Origin of the sequence: Micromonospora sp. SD12, assembly GCF_052068495.1 — a bacterium.
Classification (GTDB): Bacteria; Actinomycetota; Actinomycetes; order Mycobacteriales; family Micromonosporaceae; genus Micromonospora; species Micromonospora echinofusca.
Genome location: NZ_JBQHDF010000004.1, coordinates 327,436 through 347,639 on the forward strand (window position 1 = coordinate 327,436; position 20,204 = coordinate 347,639).

The following is a 20,204-nucleotide window of genomic DNA, read 5'->3' on the forward strand; positions in this document are numbered from 1 at the left end:
GCGGGGGTGCTCCAGCGGTTCTACAGATCGAGCAGACCGGCCGGCGGGTCGACGACGACGCGACCGCCGGCGAGGTCAACCTCGGGGACGATCGCCTTGACGAACGGGATGAGCGCCGTGCCGCCCTCGGGGCGGCGCAGCACCAGCAGGTCGGAGGAGGGGGCGTGCTCGATCCGGGCCACCTCGCCCAGCCGGTCGCCGCCGGGGTTGACCACGGCCAGCCCGACGAGCTGGTGGTCGTGGAACTCCTCCGGGTCCTCCGGCGCGTCGACCTCGCCGCTGTCGACCCCGATCAGCGTGCCGCGCAGCGCCTCGGCGACGTCCCGGTCGAGAATGCCCTCGAACGCGACCAGCATCCGCCCCTGGTGCCAGCGGGCGGACTCCACGACCAGTTCGGCGGGCACCCGGAAGGCCTCCCCGCGCTCGGACGCGGCCGGCGGCGGGACCGCCCCGGGCTCGGTGCGCAGCACCTTCCCCGGGGCGAACCGCGCTTCGGGCTCGTCGGTCCGCACCTCCACGGTGACCTCACCGCGGATGCCGTGCGGCTTACCGATCCTGCCGACGATGAGCAGCATCAGTACGAGTCGACGATGTCGACGCGCACACCGCGCCCGCCGATGGAGCCGATCACCTGGCGCAGCGCCTTGGCGGTCCGCCCGGACCGCCCGATCACCGTGCCGAGGTCCTCCGGGTGCACGCGGACTTCCAGCCGCTTGCCCCGACGGGAGTCGACCATCCGGACGCGTACGTCATCGGGGTGGTCGACGATGCCCTTGACCAGGTGCTCCAAGGCCGGACGCAGAGGCATGTCAGGCCTGCTCACCGGCGTCGGCAGCGGCAGCCGGGGCCTCGGCCGGAGCCTCGGTCTTCGGCGCCTCGGCCGGAGCCTCCGCCTTGGCGGCCTTCTTGGCCGGCTTGGCCGGGGTCTCGGCCAGCCCGGCGGCGGCCTTCGCCTCGGCCTCGTACGCCGCGGTGCGGTCGACCCGCTCCGGGGCGACCTTCAGCGGCGGCGGGGCCGGCAGGCCCTTGAACTTCTGCCAGTCACCGGTCAGCTCCAGCAGCCGCTGCACCGCCTCGCTCGGCTGGGCGCCGACGGACAGCCAGTACTGGACCCGCTCCGACTTGACCTCGATCACCGAAGGGTCTTCCTTCGGCTGGTAGACCCCGACGAACTCGATCGCCCGGCCGTCGCGCTTGGTGCGCGAGTCGGCGATGACGATGCGGTACTGCGGGTTGCGGATCTTGCCCATCCGCAGGAGCCGGATCTTTACGGCCACAGTTGTTTCGCTCCTGTTGCGATCTCACCTGCCCGAACGGGCGGTGCACGGGTGAGTGTCGACCGGCACAGTGGGGTTGGGCCGGAGACTGCTCGGTGGACTGGCGACGTGCCCGGGTTAGAGGGCGCCGGACGCGCGCCGGATACCAGCCAGCCATTCTGCCAGATCCGGCCCGGATCTCTCACACCGGACCGCCCCCGGTCACCCGCGCGGCGGCGGAAGTGACCGAAAGCACAGTCGCCCGCCGGCTGCGGGCGGGCGCGGGATCAGCGCACCGGGGGGCGGTCCCAGCCCGGCGGCAACTCGTCGGGGACCAGCCAGTCGGGCGGCGGGGTGAAGTCGCACCAGGTGCCGTCGAACGGGAACTCCCCCGCCTCGGCCAGCGCGATCACCCGCTTGCCCTCGGCCCGCACCGCGTCCGGGTCGGGCACCCAGTAGTGGTCGGGGAAGGCCAGCCGCTCGGCGAACTCCTCCTCGTCCTTCCACTCCCAGCTGCGGTCCGGGCGGACCAGCACGTCGAGGTCCTGGTCCACCATGTCGACGCCGGCGAGCGCGCCGTCGTCCCAGCGCACCCCGGGCTCCTCCAGGTTGACGTACCAGGTGGCGAAACGGTCGTGCGCGTCGCGGAACCACCACACCGAATGGGCGGCTTCGGCGGGCAGGAACTTCAGCACGGACGGGCCGTCCCACCGGCCTGTGACCAGCCCGTACGACGAGGAGATCCACTCGGTGAACGGCACCGCCCGCATGCCCAGCCCGGCCTCGGTGACCTCGCTCGCGACCGGCGCGTCGCGGGGCACCCAGAGCAGCAGGCCCCGGTCGTCGTCGCTGACCACCCGCGCGGTGCGGGCCCAGCCGATCCGGCCCCGCCGCACGTTGCGGTGCACGATCAGCCGCCCAGGTTCGAATCTCACGCCCCGACCCTACCGGCGCCCGGCGGGCTCCCGCCCCGTCGACCCGCGGGCGCCGGAACGCGCACGGCCGGCCCCGCGAGGCGGGACCGGCCGTGCGGCGTACGGGTCGGTCAGTAGGCGCGGGCCAGGATGGCGACCAGGTCGGGCTCGTCCTCGGAGTCGGGCACCGAGCCGTCGGCGCGCAGCAGGCAGCGCACGGTGACGCCCTGGCCGTTCGCCTCCGCCTCGCCCTGCACGCCGACCGCCGACCACGGCACCATGGCCCAGCCGGTGGCCGCCGCCTCGATCGCCTTGGCGAGGGTCGACACCTCGACGGTGCGGGACTTCCGGTGGGCCAGCGCCTGGTCGTGCAGGGCCCGCTGGTCGGCGTCGAGGGCGGCCAGCACGGCGGTCACCACGTCGGCCACCGGCGTCGGGGACTTCGAGCCGTCGGTGCGCCGGACCACGACCGCGTTGCCGGCGGCCAGGTCGCGGGGGCCGACCTCGACGCGTACGGGATAGCCGCGCAGCTCGGCGTCGACGGCCCGGCGGCCGAACGGGGTGTCGGTGCGGTCGTCGAGCGCGACCCGGACCCCGGCGTCGCGCAGCGCGTCGGAGAGCTTCTTCGCGGCCTCACCGACGCCCTCGCCGTCCTTGACCACCATGACGTACGCCTGCACGGGCGCCAGCTTCGGCGGCACGCGCAGCCCGTTGTCGTCGCCGTGGCACATGATCAGGCCACCGAGCATGCGGGTGGAGGTGCCCCAGGAGGTCGTCCAGGCGTGTTCCCGGCCGCCCTCGGCGGAGGAGTAGCTGATGTCGAAGGCCTTGGCGAAGTTCTGCCCCAGCTCGTGGCTCGTGCCGAGCTGGAGGGCCTTGCCGTCACCCATCATGCCTTCGCAGGTGTAGGTGGCGGTGGCCCCGGCGAAGCGCTCCCGGGCCGTCTTCAGGCCGACGACCACCGGGATGCCGAGCACGTTGACCATCAGGTCCTCGTACGCCTCGTGCAGGATCCGGCGCGCGTAGGCGCGGGCGTCGGACCGGGTGGCGTGCGCGGTGTGCCCCTCCTGCCAGAGGAACTCGCTGGTGCGCAGGAAGATCCGGGGGCGCAGCTCCCAGCGGACCACGTTGGCCCACTGGTTGAGCAGCAGCGGCAGGTCCCGGTAGGAGTCGATCCACTTGGCCATGAACTCGCCGATGACGGTCTCGCTGGTGGGGCGCACCACCACAGGCTCGGCGAGCTGCTTGCCGCCGCCGTGGGTGACGACCGCGAGTTCCGGCGAGAAGCCCTCGACGTGCTCCGCCTCGCGCTTGAGGTAGCTCTCGGGGATGAAGAGCGGGAAGTACGCGTTCTCCGCGCCCGCCGCCTTGATCCGGGCGTCCATCTCGGCCTGCATCCGCTCCCAGATGGCGTAGCCGGCCGGTCGGATGACCATGGTCCCCCGGACCGGGCCGTTGTCGGCCAGCTTCGCCTTGGCGATCAGGTCCTGGTACCAGCGGGGAAAGTCCTCCGCACGGGGAGTGAGCACGCGTGCCATGACCGCACATCCTATGCGTCGGCCGAAGGGACGACGCCATCGGGCGCGACGTCGCCGGTGTCCGCCGTGCCGGCCGGTGTGGCGGGTCGTAGGATTCGACCACCATGGGTGAGGTGAGGGAGGGCACCCGTTCGCGGGAGGCGATCGTCGAGGCAGCCCGGGCGTTGACCATCGCGACTGGCTGGGACGGCGTCCGGATGGGTGCCGTCGCGCGCGCGGCGGGAGTGAGCCGGCAGACGGTCTACAACGAGTTCGGCACCAAGGCGGGGCTGGCCGAGGCGCTCGCCCGGTGGGAGGTCGACCGGTTCGTGGGCGCCGTACGCGCCCTGCTGAACGCGCACGGCGACGACGTACGGGCCGCCGCGCACGCCACCATCTCGCACACCCTCGCGGAGGCGGCCAACGACCCGCTGATCAAGGCCGTGCTGACCAGCACCCGGGGCGGCTCGGACGAGCTGCTGCCCTACCTCACCACCCGGTCGGAGCTGGTCCTGACCGAGGCCACCGAGGTGCTGCTGGAGTGGGCCGACCGCGTGCTGCCGGGCGCCGACCGGGACGCGGTCGCCTTCGCCACGGACTCGGTCGTCCGGTTGGTGATCAGCCACATCGTCCTGCCCGGCGCCCCCGTCGCGCAGACGGCCGCCGCCCTCGCCGACCTGGCGGTGTTCCTGCTCGTGCACGCGGTCACCCGGGGCGACGGGACCGGCTGACCGGCCGTCGGGGTCAGCGCACGACGCGGCCGCGCAGCACGATGCGGGCGGGGCTGCGTACGGCACGCAGGTCGGCGCGCGGATCCTCGGCGTAGACGACGAGGTCCGCCAGGCCGCCCTCGACCAGCCCGGGGAAGCCGAGCCACTCGCGGGCCCGCCAGGACGCGGCGGCGAGCACCTCCGTGGTGGACATGCCGGCCTGCTCGTGCAGCAGCAGCATCTCCTCCGCGGCGAGGCCGTGGTCGATGCCGCCGCCGGCGTCGGTGCCCACGTAGATCGGCACGCCGGCCTCGTGCGCCGAACGGACCACCTCGGGGAAGCGGTCGCGCAGGGCGAGCATGTGCTCGGCGTAGCCGGGGAACTTCTCCCGGGCCTGCTCGGCGATCCCGCCGAACGTCCGGATGTTGATCATCGTGGGGACCAGGGCGGTGCCCCGGCGGGCCATCTCGTCGATCAGGTCCAGGCTCAGGCCCGTGCCGTGCTCCACCGAGTCCACCCCGGCGCGCACCATGATCTCCACGGCCGACTCGGAGAAGGTGTGCACGGCGGCGCGTACCCCGGCGGCGTGCGCGGCCTGGACGGCGGCCGTCATGGTGTCGGCGTCCCACGCCGGGGCCAGGTCGCCGACCCCCCGGTCGATCCAGTCGCCGACCAGCTTCACCCAGCCGTTGCCGGCGCGCGCCTGCGCGGTCACCGTCGCCGCCACCTCCGCCGCCCCCACCTCGACGCCGATGTCGCGCAGGTAGCGCTTCGGCGGCGCGACGTGCCGGCCGGCGCGGGCCAGCCGCGGCAGGTCGGGCTCGTCGTCGAGTTCGGGGTACGGGTACGGCGACCCGGCGTCGCGGATGGCGAGGACCCCGGCGTCGCGATCGACGCGGGCCAGCTCGCGGGCCTGGTCGAGCGAGGTGACCGGGGCGCCGCCGCGGGCGATGCCGATGTGGCAGTGCGCGTCGATCAGGCCGGGCAGCACGAACCCGCCGTCGGCGATCGTCTCCGCGCCGGGGACCGGGGTGAAGGTGACCCGGTCGCCGACCAGCCACAGGTCACGGACCTCGTCGTCGGGCAGCACCACGCCGCGTACGTGCCAGGCCATGCGTCCTCCGTCTGCGCGCAAAGGGGGCGGTCCGCCCGCCATTCTTCCCGGTCGGCACGGGCCGGGGACGCCCGGGTGCAGCGGATGCGCCGGTCCGCCGGCCGCGCCCGGCCCCACCCGGCGCGGCGACCCCCGACTCCGCTGCGTAGTCCTCTCGCCACCGGGTGACACGAACGGTTGATTGACAGATTTCTTTATTTACGCATGTCTTGATGAAGAGATCCTTCGTCACCAGGATGCTCCCAGGCGCCCGGACACGGGCGTCCACAGTGTCGCCTCACCCAAAAGGAGCGTCGGGACAGTGTCACCACGACGATGGCGAATGGCCGCGGTCGGCCTGGCGGTCGGCCTCACCCTGCCGATCGGCGCCGCGGCACCGGCCGCCGCCGCACCGGACTCCGCCGACACGAAGGTCAGGGCGGTGGCCGCGAAGGTCGACAGGAAGGTCACCACCCGGCTCGCCCGCGAGAGCAGGGCCAGCTACTGGGTCTTCCTGGACAGCAAGGCCGACCTGTCCGGCGCGGCCAGCCTGCGCGGCAAGACGGAGAAGGCCGCTCACGTGCACCGCACCAAGACCGCCCACGCCGAGCGCAGCCAGGCCGGCCTGCGCGCCATGCTGACCCGCAAGGGCGCGGAGTTCACCCCGTTCTGGCTGGTCAACGCCATCAGGGTGACCGGCGACGCCGAGTTGCTCGGAGACCTCGCCGTACGCACCGACGTCGCCGAGATCCTCGCCGACGACCCGGTCGAGATCCCGAAGCCGCTGCCCGGCGAGACCGTCCCCACCACCAACGCCACCGAGTGGAACATCGACCGGATCAACGCGCCGCGGGTCTGGAACGAGCTGAACGTGCGCGGCGAGGGCATCGTGGTCGCCAACATCGACAGCGGCGTCGACGTCACCCACCCCGCCGTGGCGGCCAGCTACCGGGGACGCAACGGTGACGGCACCCTCGACCACAACTACAACTGGTTCGACCCGGCCGACGTCTGCCCCACCGACGCCCCGTGCGACAACAACAACCACGGCACGCACACCATGGGCACGATGGTCGGCTCGGACGGCGCCAACGTGATCGGCGTGGCCCCGGGCGCCCGGTGGATCGCCGCCAAGGGCTGCGAGACCAGCGGCTGCTCGCGGGCGTCGCTGCTCGCCTCCGGCCAGTGGATCGTCGCCCCCACCGACCTCAACGGCGCCAACCCGCGCCCCGACCTCGCCCCGGACGTCGTGAACAACTCCTGGGGCTCCAGCGCCTACGACCCGTGGTACACCGAGATCGTCTCGTCGTGGGTGGCCGCCGGCATCTTCCCGGCCTTCTCCAACGGCAACAGCGGCCCGAGCTGCAACACCTCGGGCAGCCCCGGGTCGTACACGATCAGCTACAGCTCCGGCGCGTTCGACGTGAACAACGCGATCGCCAGCTTCTCCAGCCGGGGCACCGGCGAGAACGGCGACATCAAGCCGAACATCGCCGCGCCGGGCGCCAACGTCCGCTCCTCGGTGCCGGGCGGCTACTCGGCGCTCAGCGGCACGTCGATGGCCTCCCCGCACACCGCGGCGACCGTGGCCCTGATGTGGTCGGCCTCGCCGGCCCTGCAGGGTGACGTCGCCGAGACCAAGCGCATCCTCGACGACACCGCGATCGACGTCGACGCGCTCACCTGCGGCGGCACCGTCGACGACAACAACGTCTTCGGCGAGGGCCGGCTCGACGCGTACGCGGCGGTCGACGCCACCCCCCGGGGCGCCCTCGGCGCGCTGGGCGGTCGGGTCACCTCCGGCGGCAACCCGCTGGCCGGGGCGGACGTGACGGTCACCGGCCCGATGACCCGCGTCACCAGCACCGGCGCCGACGGCTCGTACGCGCTCGACCGGCTGATGGTGGGCAGCTACACGGTCTCGGTGAGCAAGTTCGGCTACACCACGGCAACGGCCTCGGTGACGATCACCGAGAACCAGACGGCCGACGCGGACGTCGCCCTCGAGGCGGCCCCCTCGGCCACGCTCAGCGGCACGGTGCGCACCTCGAACGGCACGGCCGGCGGCGCCACCGTCGCCGTCCTCGGCACCCCGCTCACCGCCACCGCCGACGCCGACGGCCGCTACCGGGTGACGGTGCCGCACGGCACGTACGACGTCCGCTTCGCGCACACGTACCGCTGCTCGGACGAGGTGACCAGGTCGGCGCAGGTCGGCGCGGACACCGTCCTGGACGTCACCCTGCCCGACCGGGTCGACTCCTTCGGGTACGCCTGCGGCCCGGCCGGCGGCTCGTTCGTCGCCGGCACCCAGCTGCTGGAGACGTTGACCGGTGACAACAGGTCCGTCCCCGTCACGCTGCCCTTCCGGGTCCCGCTCTACGGCAACTCCTACCGGCAGGCGTGGGTGAGCACCAACGGCGTGCTCGGCTTCGGCACCTCGTCGACCAGCCGCCTCAACACCGCCCTGCCGAACACCACCAACCCCGACCTCGCGCTCTTCCCGTTCTGGGACGACCTCTACGTGGAGGAGGACTCGGGGGTCTACACGGCCGTCACGGGTGCCGCGCCGCGCCGCACCTTCGTCGTGGAGTGGCGCAACGTGTCGATCTTCGCCGACCGGTCGATGCGGCTGACCTTCAGCGCCGCCATCGGTGAGGACGGCTCGATCACCTACCGGTACGCCGACATCGACGGCGACGGCGCGGAGACCGGCACCGGCGCGACGATCGGCCTGGAGAACGTCGACGGCACCGTCGGCTTCGAGTACTCGTACAACGCCCAGGCGGTCGCCGACGGCACGGCGATCACGTTCCGCACCACCCGCAGCGGGGTGCTCTCCGGTGTGGTCACCGACGCCAACGACGGGCGCCCGGTCGCCGGGGCCACCGTGACCGCCCGGGTGGGCGACGCGACGGCCACCCAGACCACGGAGGCCGACGGCACGTACCTGATCCAGGCCCCCGCCGGCACGGTCGAGTTCACCATCGACAAGCAGCACTACGAGGCGGCGTCGGGCTCCGTGGCGGTGCAGGCCGGCGCGGCCGAGGTCCGTTCGGCGGCGCTGCGCACCGCACGCGTCGGCACCCCGACGAGCGAGCTGACCGTCGTCTCGGGGGCCGAGCAGACCCGGAGCCGACAGATCACCCTCAGCAACACGGGGGTGCTCGGCACCGACGTCACGGTCACCGAGCTGAACTCCGACGGCACGCCGCAGGACGTCAGCTGGCTCGGCCTGTCGGGTGCCACCGTCACCCTGGGCAGCGGCGGCCGGCACACCGTCGGCGTGGCGACCAGCACCGCCGGCCTGGCCCCCGGCAGCTTCCACCAGGCCAAGCTGCGGATCTCCTCGGCCAGCGGGCGCCAGCCCGTGCTGGACGTCCCGGTCACCCTGGTGGTGCCGCGCACCACCCTGGCGATCGACGCCGGCGCGACGTCGGCCCGGGCCGACGTCGAGGGCCAGACCTGGTCGCCGGACCGGGCCTGGACCGCCGGCGGCGCCGGCTACCTCGGCACCTCCAGCCGCCGGACGACCAGCACCCCGATCACCGGCACCAACGACCCGGCCCGCTTCGCCAGCCAGCGGGAGGGAATGTACGAGTACCGCGTCGACGGTCTCGCGGACGGCTACTACACGGTGGAGCTGGACTTCGCCGAGGTGAAGCGGCAGTACCCGGACCGCCGGGTCTTCGACGTGCTGATCGAGGGCCAGGAGGTGCTGCCGTCGCTGGACGTGGCCGGTGAGGTGGGCAGCTACGCCGCGCTGAGCCGGACGTACACGGTGCGGGTGATCGACGGCCAGCTCAACGTGCGGTTCGTGACGCACAAGGGTTACAGCGTGCCGATCGTGAACGCGCTGCGCGTCACCGACCGGCCGGACCTGCTGTCCTGACGGTCGTACGAGAAACGGGGCCCAGCCGGTGACGGCCGGGCCCCGCCCGTGTGTACCGCGGGGCGCTCAGTCCCCGGCGCGGTCGAGCAACCCGGCCCGCCGTGCCGTCAGCGCGGGCAGGTCGACGGAGACCTTCCGGGGCCGCTCGGTGACGAAGAGGTCCTCGGTGTGGGTCACCGCCTCGTACTCGCCGGATCATGTCACCCGCGGTCAGCGACACATCTCAGCGGGGCCGGCCGTCGCCGCCCTTGCCGAGCTTGTTGAAGTCGATCTTCGGCAGCTTGAAGCCCGGCGGAAGGCCCTGGCCGGCGGCCAGGTCGTTCGGGTCCATGCCCGGCGGGAGCTGCGGCATACCGCCGGGGAAGCCGCCCGGCATCCCGGCGCCCGCCCCGGCGCGCGGCCGGTTGCCGCCCTTGGTGCCCTTGCGCTTGTTCTTCGGCGACTTGGTGGCCTTGCGCCGGCCGCCGCCCGGCAGGCCCATCATGCCGCCCATCTGCTTCATCATCTTCTGCGCCTCGGCGAAGCGGTTGAGCAACTGGTTGACGTCCATCACCGTGACGCCGGAGCCGTTGGCGATGCGGGCCCGGCGCGAGCCGTTGATGATCTTCGGGTTGGTGCGCTCGGCGGGGGTCATCGACCGGATGATCGCGGTGACCCGGTCGAAGTGCTTGTCGTCGACCTCGGCGAGCTGGTCCTTCATCTGCCCCATGCCGGGCATCATGGCCAGCACGTTGGCGATGGGACCCATCCGCCGGACCGCGATGAGCTGGTCGAGGAAGTCCTCCAGGGTGAACTGCTCACCGCCCATCAGCTTGGCGGTCATCTTCTCCTTCTGATCGGTGTCGAAGGCCTGCTCGGCCTGCTCGATCAGAGTGAGGACGTCGCCCATGCCGAGGATCCGGCTGGCCATCCGGTCGGGGTGGAAGACGTCGAAGTCCTCCAGCTTCTCGCCGGTGGAGGCGAAGAGGATCGGCTGCCCGGTGACCTCCCGCACCGACAGCGCGGCGCCACCGCGGGCGTCGCCGTCGAGCTTGGAGAGGACCACGCCGGTGATGCCCACGCCGTCGCGGAACGCCTCGGCGGTGCGTACCGCGTCCTGACCCACCATGGCGTCGATGACGAAGATGACCTCGTCGGGGTCGACGGCGTCGCGGATGTCGGCGGCCTGCTGCATCATCTCGGCGTCGATGCCGAGCCGGCCGGCGGTGTCGACGATGACGATGTCCCGGGCGGCCCGCTTCGCGTGCTCGATCGAGGCGCGGGCCACCTGCACCGGGTCGCCGGTGCCGTTGCCGGGCTCGGGGGCGTACACCTCGACGCCGGCGCGGCCACCGAGCACCTGGAGCTGCCCGACGGCGTTGGGGCGCTGGAGGTCGGCGGCGACCAGCAGCGGCTGGTGCCCCTGGGCCTTGAGCCAGCGGGCCAGCTTGCCGGCGAGGGTGGTCTTGCCGGAACCCTGGAGGCCGGCGAGCATGATCACCGTCGGCGGCTGCTTGGCGAACTGGAGCCGCCGCCCCTCGCCACCGAGGACGTTGATCAGCTCCTCGTTGACGATCTTGATGATCTGCTGCGCCGGGTTGAGCGCCTGGGAGACCTCGGAGCCGCGCGCCCGCTCCTTGACGTTGGCGATGAAGCCCTTGACCACCGGCAGCGCGACGTCCGCCTCCAGCAGCGCGAGGCGGATCTCGCGCGCGGTGGCGTCGATGTCGGCGTCGGTGAGCCGACCCTTGCCGCGGAGCTTGGTGAAGATCCCGGACAGGCGGTCACTCAAGGTGTCAAACACGCGAACATCCCGTTTGTCAGTGTTCCGGCAGGCACATCGGCGACCGGGCGAGGTGTCCGGCCACCGCTAGGGTAGCCGGCCGGCCGCACGGCCGCTCCGGGCCGGGCACAGCCGGGGCGACCGGCGCGGGCCACGGCGCACACCGGCCCGGACGCCGGGCGGACTCCCCCGGAGCCCGGCCCCCTCCTCACACCGCCGCCAGCACCGCGACCTCCAGCCGGGCCCGGTCCGCCTCGGCCGGCCAGCCGCCGACGAGGTAGAAGGCGTCGACGACGTCGCCGCCGAGGGTGGAGATGCGGGCCGCGCGCACCTGGGCGCCGGCCTCGTCGAGGGCGCAGGTCACCCGGTAGAGCAGGCCGGCCGCGTCGGCGGCCCGCAGCTCCAGCAGCACGGCGTCGGTGGCCGCCTCCCGGTGCCAGACCACCCGTGGCGCGGCCCCGCCGGCCCGCGCCGCCAGGGCCCGGCCGCGCAGCCGCTGGGTGACCGAGACGTCGCCGTTCACCGCGCGGCGCAGGTCGGCGCCGAGGGCGATCGGGTCGGGCGCGAGCCCGTAGCGGGGCTGCACCCGGCACTCGACCAGGGCCCGGCCGTCGACGGTCGAGGCGTCGGCGGAGAGCACCTCCAGCCGGTGCAGCGCCAGGCAGCCGGCCACCGTCGCGAGCAGGCCGCGCCGGTCCGCCGCGGCCACCGCCACCCGGTCGGCCGTCAGGTGTACGACCGGCAGGGGCCCCGCCAGCAGCGCCGGGTCGGGGGCGGGCGGGGCGGGCAGCACGCCGGTGTCCAGCGCGGTCCGCACCCGGGCGACCAGCTCGGCGACCAGCCGGCCCTTCCACTGCGACCAGGCGGCCGGCCCGGTGGCGGCGGCGTCGGCACGCACCAGGGCGTGCAGCAGGTCCAGCGTGGCCGGGTCGCCGACCCGTTCGGCCACGCCCGCGATGGTGACCGGGTCGGCGAGGTCCCGCCGGGTGGCCACGTCGGGCAGGAGCAGGTGCAGCCGGACCAGCGTGCCGATCAGCGCCACCTCCGGGGCGGGCAGGCCGATCCGGGCGGCCACCGCCTCGGCCAGTGGCGCCCCGACGGTGCTGTGGTCGCCCGGGAGCCCCTTGCCGACGTCGTGCAGGAGGCCGCCGAGCAGCAGCAGGTCGGGGCGGTCCACCTCGCGGGTGTGCCGGCTGGCCTCGTACGCGGTCTGCACGAGGTGCCGGTCGAGGGTGAACCGGTGCACGGGGTTGTGCTGCGGGAGGCTGCGCAGCCGCGTCCACTCGGGCAGCCAGCCCTCGATCAGCCCGTACCGGTCGCAGGTCTCCCAGGCCGGCACCAGGCCGGGACCGGCGCCGAGCAGGGTGACCAGCGCGGCCCGGGCCTCGGCCGGCCACGGCGCCGGCAGCGGCGGGCAGTACGCGGCCAGCCACTCGCAGGTGGCCCGCGCGATGGGCAGCCGGGTGACAGCCGCGGCGGCGGCGACCCGCAGCGACAGGCTCGGGTCGGGGCGCGCTCCGATCGCCGTGCGGGCCAGCACCAGCTCGCCGTCGTGCTCGACGACGTCCCGGGCGACCGGTCGGCGCAGCGGCCGCCCGTCGGCGCCCCGGCGGCGACCCGAGCGCAGCCGGTCGGCGGCGCGGAAGGCGTCGTCGAGGGCGTGGCTGACGGTCCGGGCGTCCCCGGCGACCCGGCGCAGCAGCGCGTCGCCGTCCCCGACGGCCCGGGCCCCACGCGGAGCGTCGGACGTGTCCGGCCGCGCGGGGTCCGACGGCGGAAGGTGCCGCAGGCCGAGCAGCGCGGCCACCCCGTCGCGCTCCTGCGCGACCAGGCGGTCGACCCGGCGGCCGACCTGCCGGTGCAGCGCGTCGCGGGTGTCCAGCAGCCGCAGGTGCGCGGCGCGGACGGCGGGGCGCAGCGCGTCGGTGATCCCGGCGGTGGCGACCGCCCGCAGGATGCCCACGTCACGCAGCCCGCCGGCCGCCTCCTTCAGGTCGCCCTCCAGCAGGAACGCCAGCTCGCCGTGGGCCGCCCAGCGGGCGGCGGTGATCTCCCGCAGCGCCGGGAGCTGCCGCACGGCGGTCCGCCGCCAGTGGTCGACGGCGGTCCGGACGAGGGTGTCCGCCAGCGCGGCGTCCCCGGCGACCAGCCGCGCGTCGAGCAGCCCGAGGGCCACCTTCACGTCGTCCTGGGCGACGGAGAGCGCCTCGGCGACGGTCCGGACGGAGTGGTCCAGCCGCAGTCCGGCGTCCCACACCGGATACCAGACGGAGGCGGCCAGCTCGTCCACGCCGGGCACCCCGGCGTGCAGCAGGACGAGGTCGAGGTCGCCGTACGGCGCGCACTGCCGGCGGCCCAGCCCGCCGACGGCGATCAGCGCCACCCCGGGCAGCCGGGGCAGCAGCCCGCGCAACCACCGGTCGTACGCGTCGGCCCGCGCCGCCCGCGCCGCCTCCCCGACGCCGACGACCTCGTCGACCAGGAGTCCGGCGCCGCCGGTGTGTGCCGACGCGTCCTTCCTGGTCGACGAGGTCATGTCGGTCGGTGCCCGGTCAGAGCGCGTCGAGGCCGCGCTCGCCGGTGCGGACCCGGACGACCTCCTCGACGGCGGTCACCCAGACCTTCCCGTCGCCGATCTTGCCGGTCCGGGCGGCGCCGACGACGGCGTCCACGATCTTGTCGACGTCCATCTCGTCGGTGAGCACCTCCACCCGGATCTTGGGCAGGAACTCGACCGTGTACTCGGCACCCCGGTAGACCTCGGTGTGCCCCTTCTGCCGCCCGTACCCCTGGACCTCGCTGACGGTCAGGCCGGCCACGCCGAGGGCGTGCAGGGCCTCCTTCACCGCGTCCAGCTGGTACGGCTTGATGACCGCGGTCACCAGCTTCATGTCCAACCCCTCCATCCCAGGAACGTTAACCGGCGACCTTCTCGTCGACCGGCGCGGCGGGTGCGGCCGGCTCGGTCGACTCCGCGGGCGCGGGTGCCGTCGGCGGCTTGGCGCCGGTCAGCCCGGCCATGGCGAACGCGCTGCCCCCGCCGCTGCCGGCGGCCGGCGACAGGTCGTAGCCGCTCTCGGCGTGCTCGGCGATGTCGATCCCGCCGACCTCGTCCTCGGCGCGCAGGCGGAAGCCGATCGTCTTCTCGATCGCGAAGGCCAGCACCCAGGCCACCGCGAAGGACCAGGCGGTGACGATCAGGCCGGCCAGGGCCTGCCGGCCGAGCTGGGTGACCCCGCCACCGTAGAAGAGCCCGTCGGAGGCGCCGATCACGTCGCCGATCGCGCCGTTGACGGAGTTGGTGGCGAAGAGGCCGAGCCAGAGCGAGCCGATCCAGCCGCCGACGAAGTGCACGCCGACCACGTCGAGCGAGTCGTCGTAGCCGAGCCGGTACTTGAGGCTGATCGCCAGCGCGCAGACCGCGCCGGCCACCAGGCCGAGCAGCACCGCCGCCCAGGGCGCGATGAAGCCGCAGGCCGGGGTGATGGCGACCAGGCCGGCGACGGCGCCGGACGAGGCGCCGACCAGGGTCGGCTTCCTGTCCTTGATCCATTCGACGACGATCCAGCCGAGCACCGCGGCGGCCGTGGCGAGCTGCGTGTTGACGAAGGCCAGGCCGGCGACCGAGTCGACGGTGAGCTCGGAACCGGCGTTGAAGCCGAACCAGCCGAACCAGAGCAGCCCGGCGCCGAGCGCGACGAGCGGGATGTTGTGCGGCTTCATGCCCTCCCGGGGCCAACCGAGCCGCTTGCCCAGCACCAGCGCCAGGGCCAGGGCCGCCGCGCCGGCGTTGATGTGCACCGCGGTGCCGCCGGCGAAGTCGAGCGCGTGCAGGTCGGCGCCGATGATGCCGCCGCCCCACACCCAGTGCGCGACCGGGAAGTAGACCAGCGTCGCCCAGCCGAACGCGAACAGCAGCCAGCCGGCGAACTTCGCCCGGTCGGAGACCGCGCCGCTGATCAGCGCGACGGTGATCACGGCGAACATCATCTGGAAGGCCATGAACACGTAGAGCGGGACGCCGATGCCGCTCGGGTTGTCGGCCGTGGCACCCCAGAGGTCGGTCTCGGCGAGGAAGGTCTTGGTGCCGAGGTAGGCGCCCGGGTCGCCCCAGAGCCCGTTGACATCGCTGCCGAAGGCGATGCTGAAACCGTAGAACCACCACAAAACGGAGATGAGCCCGATCGCGGAGAAGCTCATCATCATCATGTTCAGTACACCCTTGGCCCGGTTCAGGCCGCCGTAGAACAGCGCCAGTCCGGGCGTCATGAGCAGCACGAGCGCCGTCGACACCAGCAACCAGACGGTGTTGCCGGAATCGATCGTGGGTGCCTCAGGCACGCTGGCCTCCTAAAGGTGAAGTTCCCTCCTTCACGGCTTCCGGGGCAGCGTCGCCCGTACGCCGGATGCGCGGAAGCCTGCTCGCTCCCTGTTTCCCCCAGCGTCACCCGTCGATTTCCATGCTGTGACGGGTTGTTTCGGACGTGTGAAGCAATCCTCACCGGCCGGCGGCACGAACCGCTCAGCTCAGCGCAGCGCGTACTCCAGGGCGTTGCGCTCGTAGTCGAGCAGCCGCAGGTCGCGCATCGGCCGGCGCAGGTGCCCCTTGTGCACGATCCGGACGAAGGCTGGTTCACCGGCGGCGGCCATCCGGCGGATGCCCTCCACGTGGTCCACGATCCGCTTGCGGATGGTCCGGATCAGCCGGTGCCGGTCGCGGGGGATCAGCCCGTACGCGTCGGCGAAGAGGCGCAGCCGGCGCGGGCGGTCGGGCTGCTTCCAGCCGAGCGTGATCGAGTCCCGGTCGGAGAAGATCGGCACCCAGGTCCAGGCCGCGTACGCCACGTCGTAGATCCGGGCGCCGGGCGAGGCGAGGTCGAAGTCGATCAGCCCGAGGGTGCCGTCGGGCCGCCAGATCACGTTGTGCGGGGCGGCGTCGTGGTGGCAGATCACCTCGGTGTCCGGCGGCGGCGGGCCGAACGAGCGCCACACCGCCCCGGGCGGCGGCACGAAGCCGTACTGGGCGTCGTGGAACATCCGCAGCATGGTGGCGACGGTCACCAGCGCCTCGTCGGTGACCCAGTGCGGGGCCAGCGGATATTCCCCGCACTCCCCCTCCAGGTACGACAGGACCTCCCGGTTGCGCTCGTCCATGCCGAGCGCGCGGGGGGCGCCGGTGAAGCCCACGTATTCCAGGTGGCGCAGCAGGGCGTGCACGGAGGGCGTCCACGGCCCGGCGTTGCGCCGGACGGTGTCGCCCACCCGGACGACAGTGCTGACGTTCCCGCCGTGCAGCGGGATCTCCTGCGAAGTCACGTACGGTCTCCCGAGGCGCGGCGACGGGTGGCTGGGGTCGCGCCACCCGGCGTAGGCGCGATCGTCGGTCGTCACTGCGAGGTTACGCGTCCCGGGCGAGCGGCTCGGTACCGAGCAGCGCGTCGACGAACTGGGCGGGGTCGAACGGGGCCAGGTCGTCCTTGCCCTCGCCGAGCCCCACCAGCTTGACCGGGATGCCCAGCTTGCGCTGCACGGCGATGACGATGCCGCCCTTGGCGGTGCCGTCGAGCTTGCTGAGCACGACGCCGGTCACGTTGACCACCTCGGTGAAGACCCGGGCCTGCTCCAGCCCGTTCTGCCCGGTGGTGGCGTCGAGGATCAGCAGCGTCTCGTCGATCGGGCCGTGCTTCTCCACCACCCGCTTGACCTTGCCCAGCTCGTCCATCAGGCCGATCTTGTTCTGGAGCCGGCCGGCGGTGTCGATCAGCACGGTGTCGACGCCGGTGTCGATGCCCCGCTTGACGGCGTCGAACGCCACGCTGGCCGGGTCGGCCGCCTCGGGCCCACGGACGGTCTCCGCGCCGACGCGCCCGCCCCAGGTCTCCAACTGGTCCGCGGCGGCGGCCCGGAAGGTGTCGGCGGCGCCGAGCAGCACGGTGCGCCCATCGGCGACGAGCACCCGGGCGATCTTTCCGCAGGTGGTGGTCTTGCCCGCGCCGTTGACGCCGACGACCAGCACCACCGCCGGCACGCCCTCCTTCGGCGCGGTCCGCAGCGACCGGTCCAGGGTCGGGTCGAGCGCGTTGACCAGCTCGGCGGCGAGCAGGGCGCGCAGCTCGCCCGCGGAGCGGGTGCCGAGGACCCGGGTCCGCTCGCGCAGCCGGTCGACGATCTCCCGGGTGGCGTCGATGCCGACGTCGGCGGTGATCAGGCTGTCCTCGATCTCCTCCCAGGCGTCCTCGTCGAGGTGGTCGCGGCTGAGCAGGCCGAGCAGGCCCTTGCCGAAGGCGTTCTGCGAGCGGGACAGCCGCGAGCGCAGCCGGACCAGCCGCCCGGCGGTCGGCTCGGGGACCTCCAGCACCGGGGCCGGGGCCTCCACGACCGGCGGCTCCACCAGGATCCCGGTGGACAGTTCGGCCTCCGGCGCCTCCACCGGCGGGCCGGCGAGATCCTCCTCGGCCCGGGTCTCGACCTCCGTCTCGGGCAGCGGCGGCTCCGGTCGCCGGCGCAGCCGCGGCACGACCAGCCCGATGCCGCCAAGGATCAGCACGCCGAGCAGGGCGAGCGCGATGAGGAGGTATTCGGTCATGCCGGAATCCTGTCAGATGCCGGCGAAGCTGTCCCAGCCACCGCTCCCGGCCGCGTGCGGAAAGCCGGCGGTAGGCTCGGTCACAGCCAGCAGTGGTGCGACCGCCGGCCGGGTAGTAAGGATGAAGTCCGCTCATCTGGAGGTCGACCATGCCCGCGGCACACCTGCTCATCGGCCCGCTGCTTCGCAGAGTGGTGGACACGCGGGCCACCATCTGGGTCGAGACCAGCGCGCCCGCGGTGGTCACCGTCCGGACCGCCGACGGCGCCGGCGGCACCGCGCCCACCTTCTCGGCGTACGAGCACCACTACGCGCTCGTCGTGGTGGAGGGGCTCACCCCCGACAGCGCCACCACCTACGAGGTGCTGATCGACGACGAGGTCGCCTGGCCGGTGCCGAAGAGCAACTTCCCGCCCAGCGTGATCCGTACCCGGGCGGCCGACGACCTCGACCAGCCGGTCCGGTTGGTCTTCGGTTCCTGCCGGGAGACCACCCAGCACGCCACCACCCGGCGGCTGCCCCCGGACGCGCTCGACGCGTACGCCCGGCGGCTCATGGCCGACCCGGACGCGACCGAGGTGCCCGACCTGCTGGTGCTCCTCGGCGACCAGGTCTACGCGGACGTGACGTCGCCCACCGTCCGGCGGCTGCTGAAGCGGCGCCGCCGGCGGCCCAAGGGCGCGCCGAGCGACCAGGTGGTCAGCTTCGACGAGTACACGAAGCTCTACCTGGAGTCCTGGCGGGATCCGGAGATCCGCTGGCTGTTCTCCACCGTGCCGAGCGTCATGATCTTCGACGACCACGAGGTCATCGACGACTGGAACACCTCCGCCTCCTGGCGCTCCGACATGCGCGAGCAGCCGTGGTGGGCGGAGCGGATCACCAGCGGCCTCGCCTCGTACTGGGTCTACCAGCACCTGGGCAACCTCTCCCCCGACGAGATCGCCGCCGACCCGGTCTACGCCAAGGTCGTCGCGGCGGAGGACGCCACCGGCGTGCTGCGCGAGTTCGGGCAGCGGGTCGACACCGAGGCCGACCTCGCCCACGACACCGAGCGGTGGCGCGCGGTGCAGTACCAGTGGAGCTACGCGCTGGACCTGGGCCGGACCCGGCTGGTCATGCTCGACAACCGGTGCAGCCGGGTGCTGGAGCCGGGCCAGCGGGCGATGCTGCCCCCGGGCGAGTGGTCGTGGTTCCTCGACCGGGCCCACGGCGTCTACGACCACCTGGTGGTCGGCGCGTCCCTGCCCTGGCTGCTGCCGCCGGGCATCCACCACGTGGAGGCGTGGAACGAGAAGCTGGCCGACTCCCGGCGGCGCTGGGTGGCCCGGCTGGCCGAGAACCTGCGCCGGGGGCTGGACCTGGAGCACTGGGCCGCGTTCCGCCGCTCGTTCGAGGCGCTCGGCGCACTCTTCGCCCGCCTCGGCAGCGGCACCCCCGGCACCCCCGGCGAGCGCGTCGGGGCCGGCCCCGCGTACGCGCCACCGGCGTCGATCAGCGTGCTCTCCGGCGACGTGCATCACTCGTACGTGGCGCGGGCCTGGTTCGACGACCGGAGCGTGGTCACCCCGGTGCACCAGCTCACCTGCTCGCCCATCCACAACCAGGTCCCGGCCGGGATGCGCCCGCTGATGAAGCTCGGCTGGTCGTCCGGGCCGTCCGGGGCCACCCGGGCGCTGGCCCGCACCGCCGGGGTGCGCCGCCCACCGTTGCGGTGGAAGCGGCTCGCCGGGCCGTACTTCGGCAACGCCGTCGCCACGCTGGTGCACGCCGGCCGGACGGCCGAGGTGACCATCGAGGGCACCACCAGCGAGGGCCACCTGCGCGAGGTGATGCGCCAGCGCCTCACCTCCGGCGGGTGAGCGGGCGGCCTGGCGCCTCGATAAGCGGTCGCGGACTGTCGGGGGTGCCCGCCAGGATGACCGGCATGACCTGGCGAGCACCGGAGATCACCCGGACCCCCGAGCCCTACGTCGGCGACGAGCGCACCATGCTGGAGGGCTGGCTGGATTACCACCGGCAGACCCTGCTGCTCAAGTGCGCCGGGCTGACCGCCGAGCAACTACGCACGCCGAGCGTCGAGCCCTCCGGGCTCACCCTGCTCGGCCTGGTCCGGCACCTGGCCGAGGTGGAGGCCTGGTGGTTCCGGGAGAACTTCGCCGGCCAGCAGGTCGACTACCCCTACTTCACGCCCGACAACCCGGACGCCGACCACGACGTCAGCACCGCCGACGCCGAGGCCGACCTCGCCACCTTCCACCGGGAGGTCGCGCTGGCCCGCGCCGCCACCGCCGGCCGGTCGCTGGACGAGACCTTCACCGAGGTCGGCCCGAAGCGCCGCACGTTCAACCTCCGCTGGGCCTACGTGCACATGATCGAGGAGTACGCCCGGCACAACGGCCACGCCGACCTGATCCGCGAACGCATCGACGGCGTCACAGGCGAGTAGCCCGCGCCGGGGTGGACGGCTCAGC

16 protein-coding genes are annotated in these 20,204 nt (G+C 73.4%); 4 read left to right on the forward strand and 12 right to left on the reverse strand.

Features of this window, described 5'->3' with window-relative positions; all coding sequences use genetic code 11:
- Positions 1 to 20: 20 nt before the first annotated feature.
- The 5 genes from rimM to proS all read right to left on the reverse strand — a co-directional run bounded on the left by rimM (position 21) and on the right by proS (position 3,708).
- Positions 21 to 572 carry a ribosome maturation factor RimM gene (rimM, locus tag ACTMS2_RS11380; RefSeq protein ID WP_441175492.1) on the reverse strand — a complete coding sequence of 184 codons (552 nt, stop codon included), beginning with the start codon at positions 570 to 572 and terminating at the stop codon, positions 21 to 23.
- A gap of 2 nt (positions 573 to 574) precedes the next feature.
- On the reverse strand, positions 575 to 835 hold the full coding sequence (locus tag ACTMS2_RS11385) for an RNA-binding protein (protein WP_172862164.1): 261 nt from the start codon (positions 833 to 835) through the stop codon (positions 575 to 577).
- The gene (rpsP, locus tag ACTMS2_RS11390) at positions 810 to 1,277 is read right to left on the reverse strand and encodes a 30S ribosomal protein S16 (RefSeq protein WP_357719697.1); all 468 of its coding nucleotides are present in this window, start codon (positions 1,275 to 1,277) and stop codon (positions 810 to 812) included. The genes ACTMS2_RS11385 and rpsP overlap by 26 nt, the downstream gene beginning before the upstream one ends.
- A gap of 266 nt (positions 1,278 to 1,543) precedes the next feature.
- Complete coding sequence (locus ACTMS2_RS11395) at positions 1,544 to 2,191, reverse strand: DUF402 domain-containing protein (RefSeq protein WP_441175365.1); 648 nt, start codon at positions 2,189 to 2,191, stop codon at positions 1,544 to 1,546.
- Positions 2,192 to 2,301: 110 nt separating this feature from the next.
- Positions 2,302 to 3,708 carry a proline--tRNA ligase gene (gene proS, locus ACTMS2_RS11400; protein WP_441175366.1) on the reverse strand — a complete coding sequence of 469 codons (1,407 nt, stop codon included), beginning with the start codon at positions 3,706 to 3,708 and terminating at the stop codon, positions 2,302 to 2,304.
- 104 nt (positions 3,709 to 3,812) lie between these two features.
- On the opposite strand from proS, the gene ACTMS2_RS11405 reads away from it, so the two are divergent.
- Positions 3,813 to 4,418 carry a TetR family transcriptional regulator gene (locus ACTMS2_RS11405; protein ID WP_363903394.1) on the forward strand — a complete coding sequence of 202 codons (606 nt, stop codon included), beginning with the start codon at positions 3,813 to 3,815 and terminating at the stop codon, positions 4,416 to 4,418.
- A 13-nt stretch (positions 4,419 to 4,431) separates the two neighbouring features.
- Here the strand turns inward: ACTMS2_RS11405 and ACTMS2_RS11410 are convergent, their stop codons facing one another.
- Positions 4,432 to 5,511 carry an amidohydrolase family protein gene (locus ACTMS2_RS11410; RefSeq protein ID WP_441175367.1) on the reverse strand — a complete coding sequence of 360 codons (1,080 nt, stop codon included), beginning with the start codon at positions 5,509 to 5,511 and terminating at the stop codon, positions 4,432 to 4,434.
- Positions 5,512 to 5,833: 322 nt separating this feature from the next.
- Here ACTMS2_RS11410 and ACTMS2_RS11415 point away from each other — a divergent pair, with 322 nt between their 5' ends.
- Positions 5,834 to 9,382: a S8 family serine peptidase gene (locus ACTMS2_RS11415; RefSeq protein ID WP_441175368.1), complete on the forward strand. Its 3,549-nt coding sequence runs from the start codon at positions 5,834 to 5,836 to the stop codon at positions 9,380 to 9,382.
- Positions 9,383 to 9,605: 223 nt separating this feature from the next.
- Here ACTMS2_RS11415 and ffh read toward each other — a convergent pair whose 3' ends face one another.
- From ffh to ftsY, 6 genes are all read right to left on the reverse strand, one after another.
- Positions 9,606 to 11,165 carry a signal recognition particle protein gene (gene ffh / locus ACTMS2_RS11420; RefSeq protein WP_441175369.1) on the reverse strand — a complete coding sequence of 520 codons (1,560 nt, stop codon included), beginning with the start codon at positions 11,163 to 11,165 and terminating at the stop codon, positions 9,606 to 9,608.
- Between the two features lie 187 nt (positions 11,166 to 11,352).
- Positions 11,353 to 13,680 (reverse strand): [protein-PII] uridylyltransferase, encoded by a 2,328-nt coding sequence (locus ACTMS2_RS11425; RefSeq protein ID WP_441175370.1) that lies wholly within the window; start codon positions 13,678 to 13,680, stop codon positions 11,353 to 11,355.
- Between the two features lie 16 nt (positions 13,681 to 13,696).
- A complete protein-coding gene (locus tag ACTMS2_RS11430; RefSeq protein WP_172896701.1) occupies positions 13,697 to 14,035 on the reverse strand; it encodes a P-II family nitrogen regulator in 339 nt (112 codons plus the stop codon).
- Between the two features lie 25 nt (positions 14,036 to 14,060).
- On the reverse strand, positions 14,061 to 15,485 hold the full coding sequence (locus tag ACTMS2_RS11435; RefSeq protein WP_441175371.1) for an ammonium transporter: 1,425 nt from the start codon (positions 15,483 to 15,485) through the stop codon (positions 14,061 to 14,063).
- A gap of 186 nt (positions 15,486 to 15,671) precedes the next feature.
- On the reverse strand, positions 15,672 to 16,535 hold the full coding sequence (locus ACTMS2_RS11440; RefSeq protein WP_357662355.1) for an aminoglycoside phosphotransferase family protein: 864 nt from the start codon (positions 16,533 to 16,535) through the stop codon (positions 15,672 to 15,674).
- A gap of 7 nt (positions 16,536 to 16,542) precedes the next feature.
- Positions 16,543 to 17,730 (reverse strand): signal recognition particle-docking protein FtsY, encoded by a 1,188-nt coding sequence (ftsY, locus tag ACTMS2_RS11445; protein WP_357719704.1) that lies wholly within the window; start codon positions 17,728 to 17,730, stop codon positions 16,543 to 16,545.
- Between the two features lie 149 nt (positions 17,731 to 17,879).
- Between ftsY and ACTMS2_RS11450 the strand changes: the two genes are divergently transcribed.
- The gene (locus ACTMS2_RS11450; protein WP_441175372.1) at positions 17,880 to 19,592 is read left to right on the forward strand and encodes an alkaline phosphatase D family protein; all 1,713 of its coding nucleotides are present in this window, start codon (positions 17,880 to 17,882) and stop codon (positions 19,590 to 19,592) included.
- A gap of 65 nt (positions 19,593 to 19,657) precedes the next feature.
- Positions 19,658 to 20,179: a DinB family protein gene (locus tag ACTMS2_RS11455; protein ID WP_089003632.1), complete on the forward strand. Its 522-nt coding sequence runs from the start codon at positions 19,658 to 19,660 to the stop codon at positions 20,177 to 20,179.
- Positions 20,180 to 20,204 lie beyond the last annotated feature (25 nt).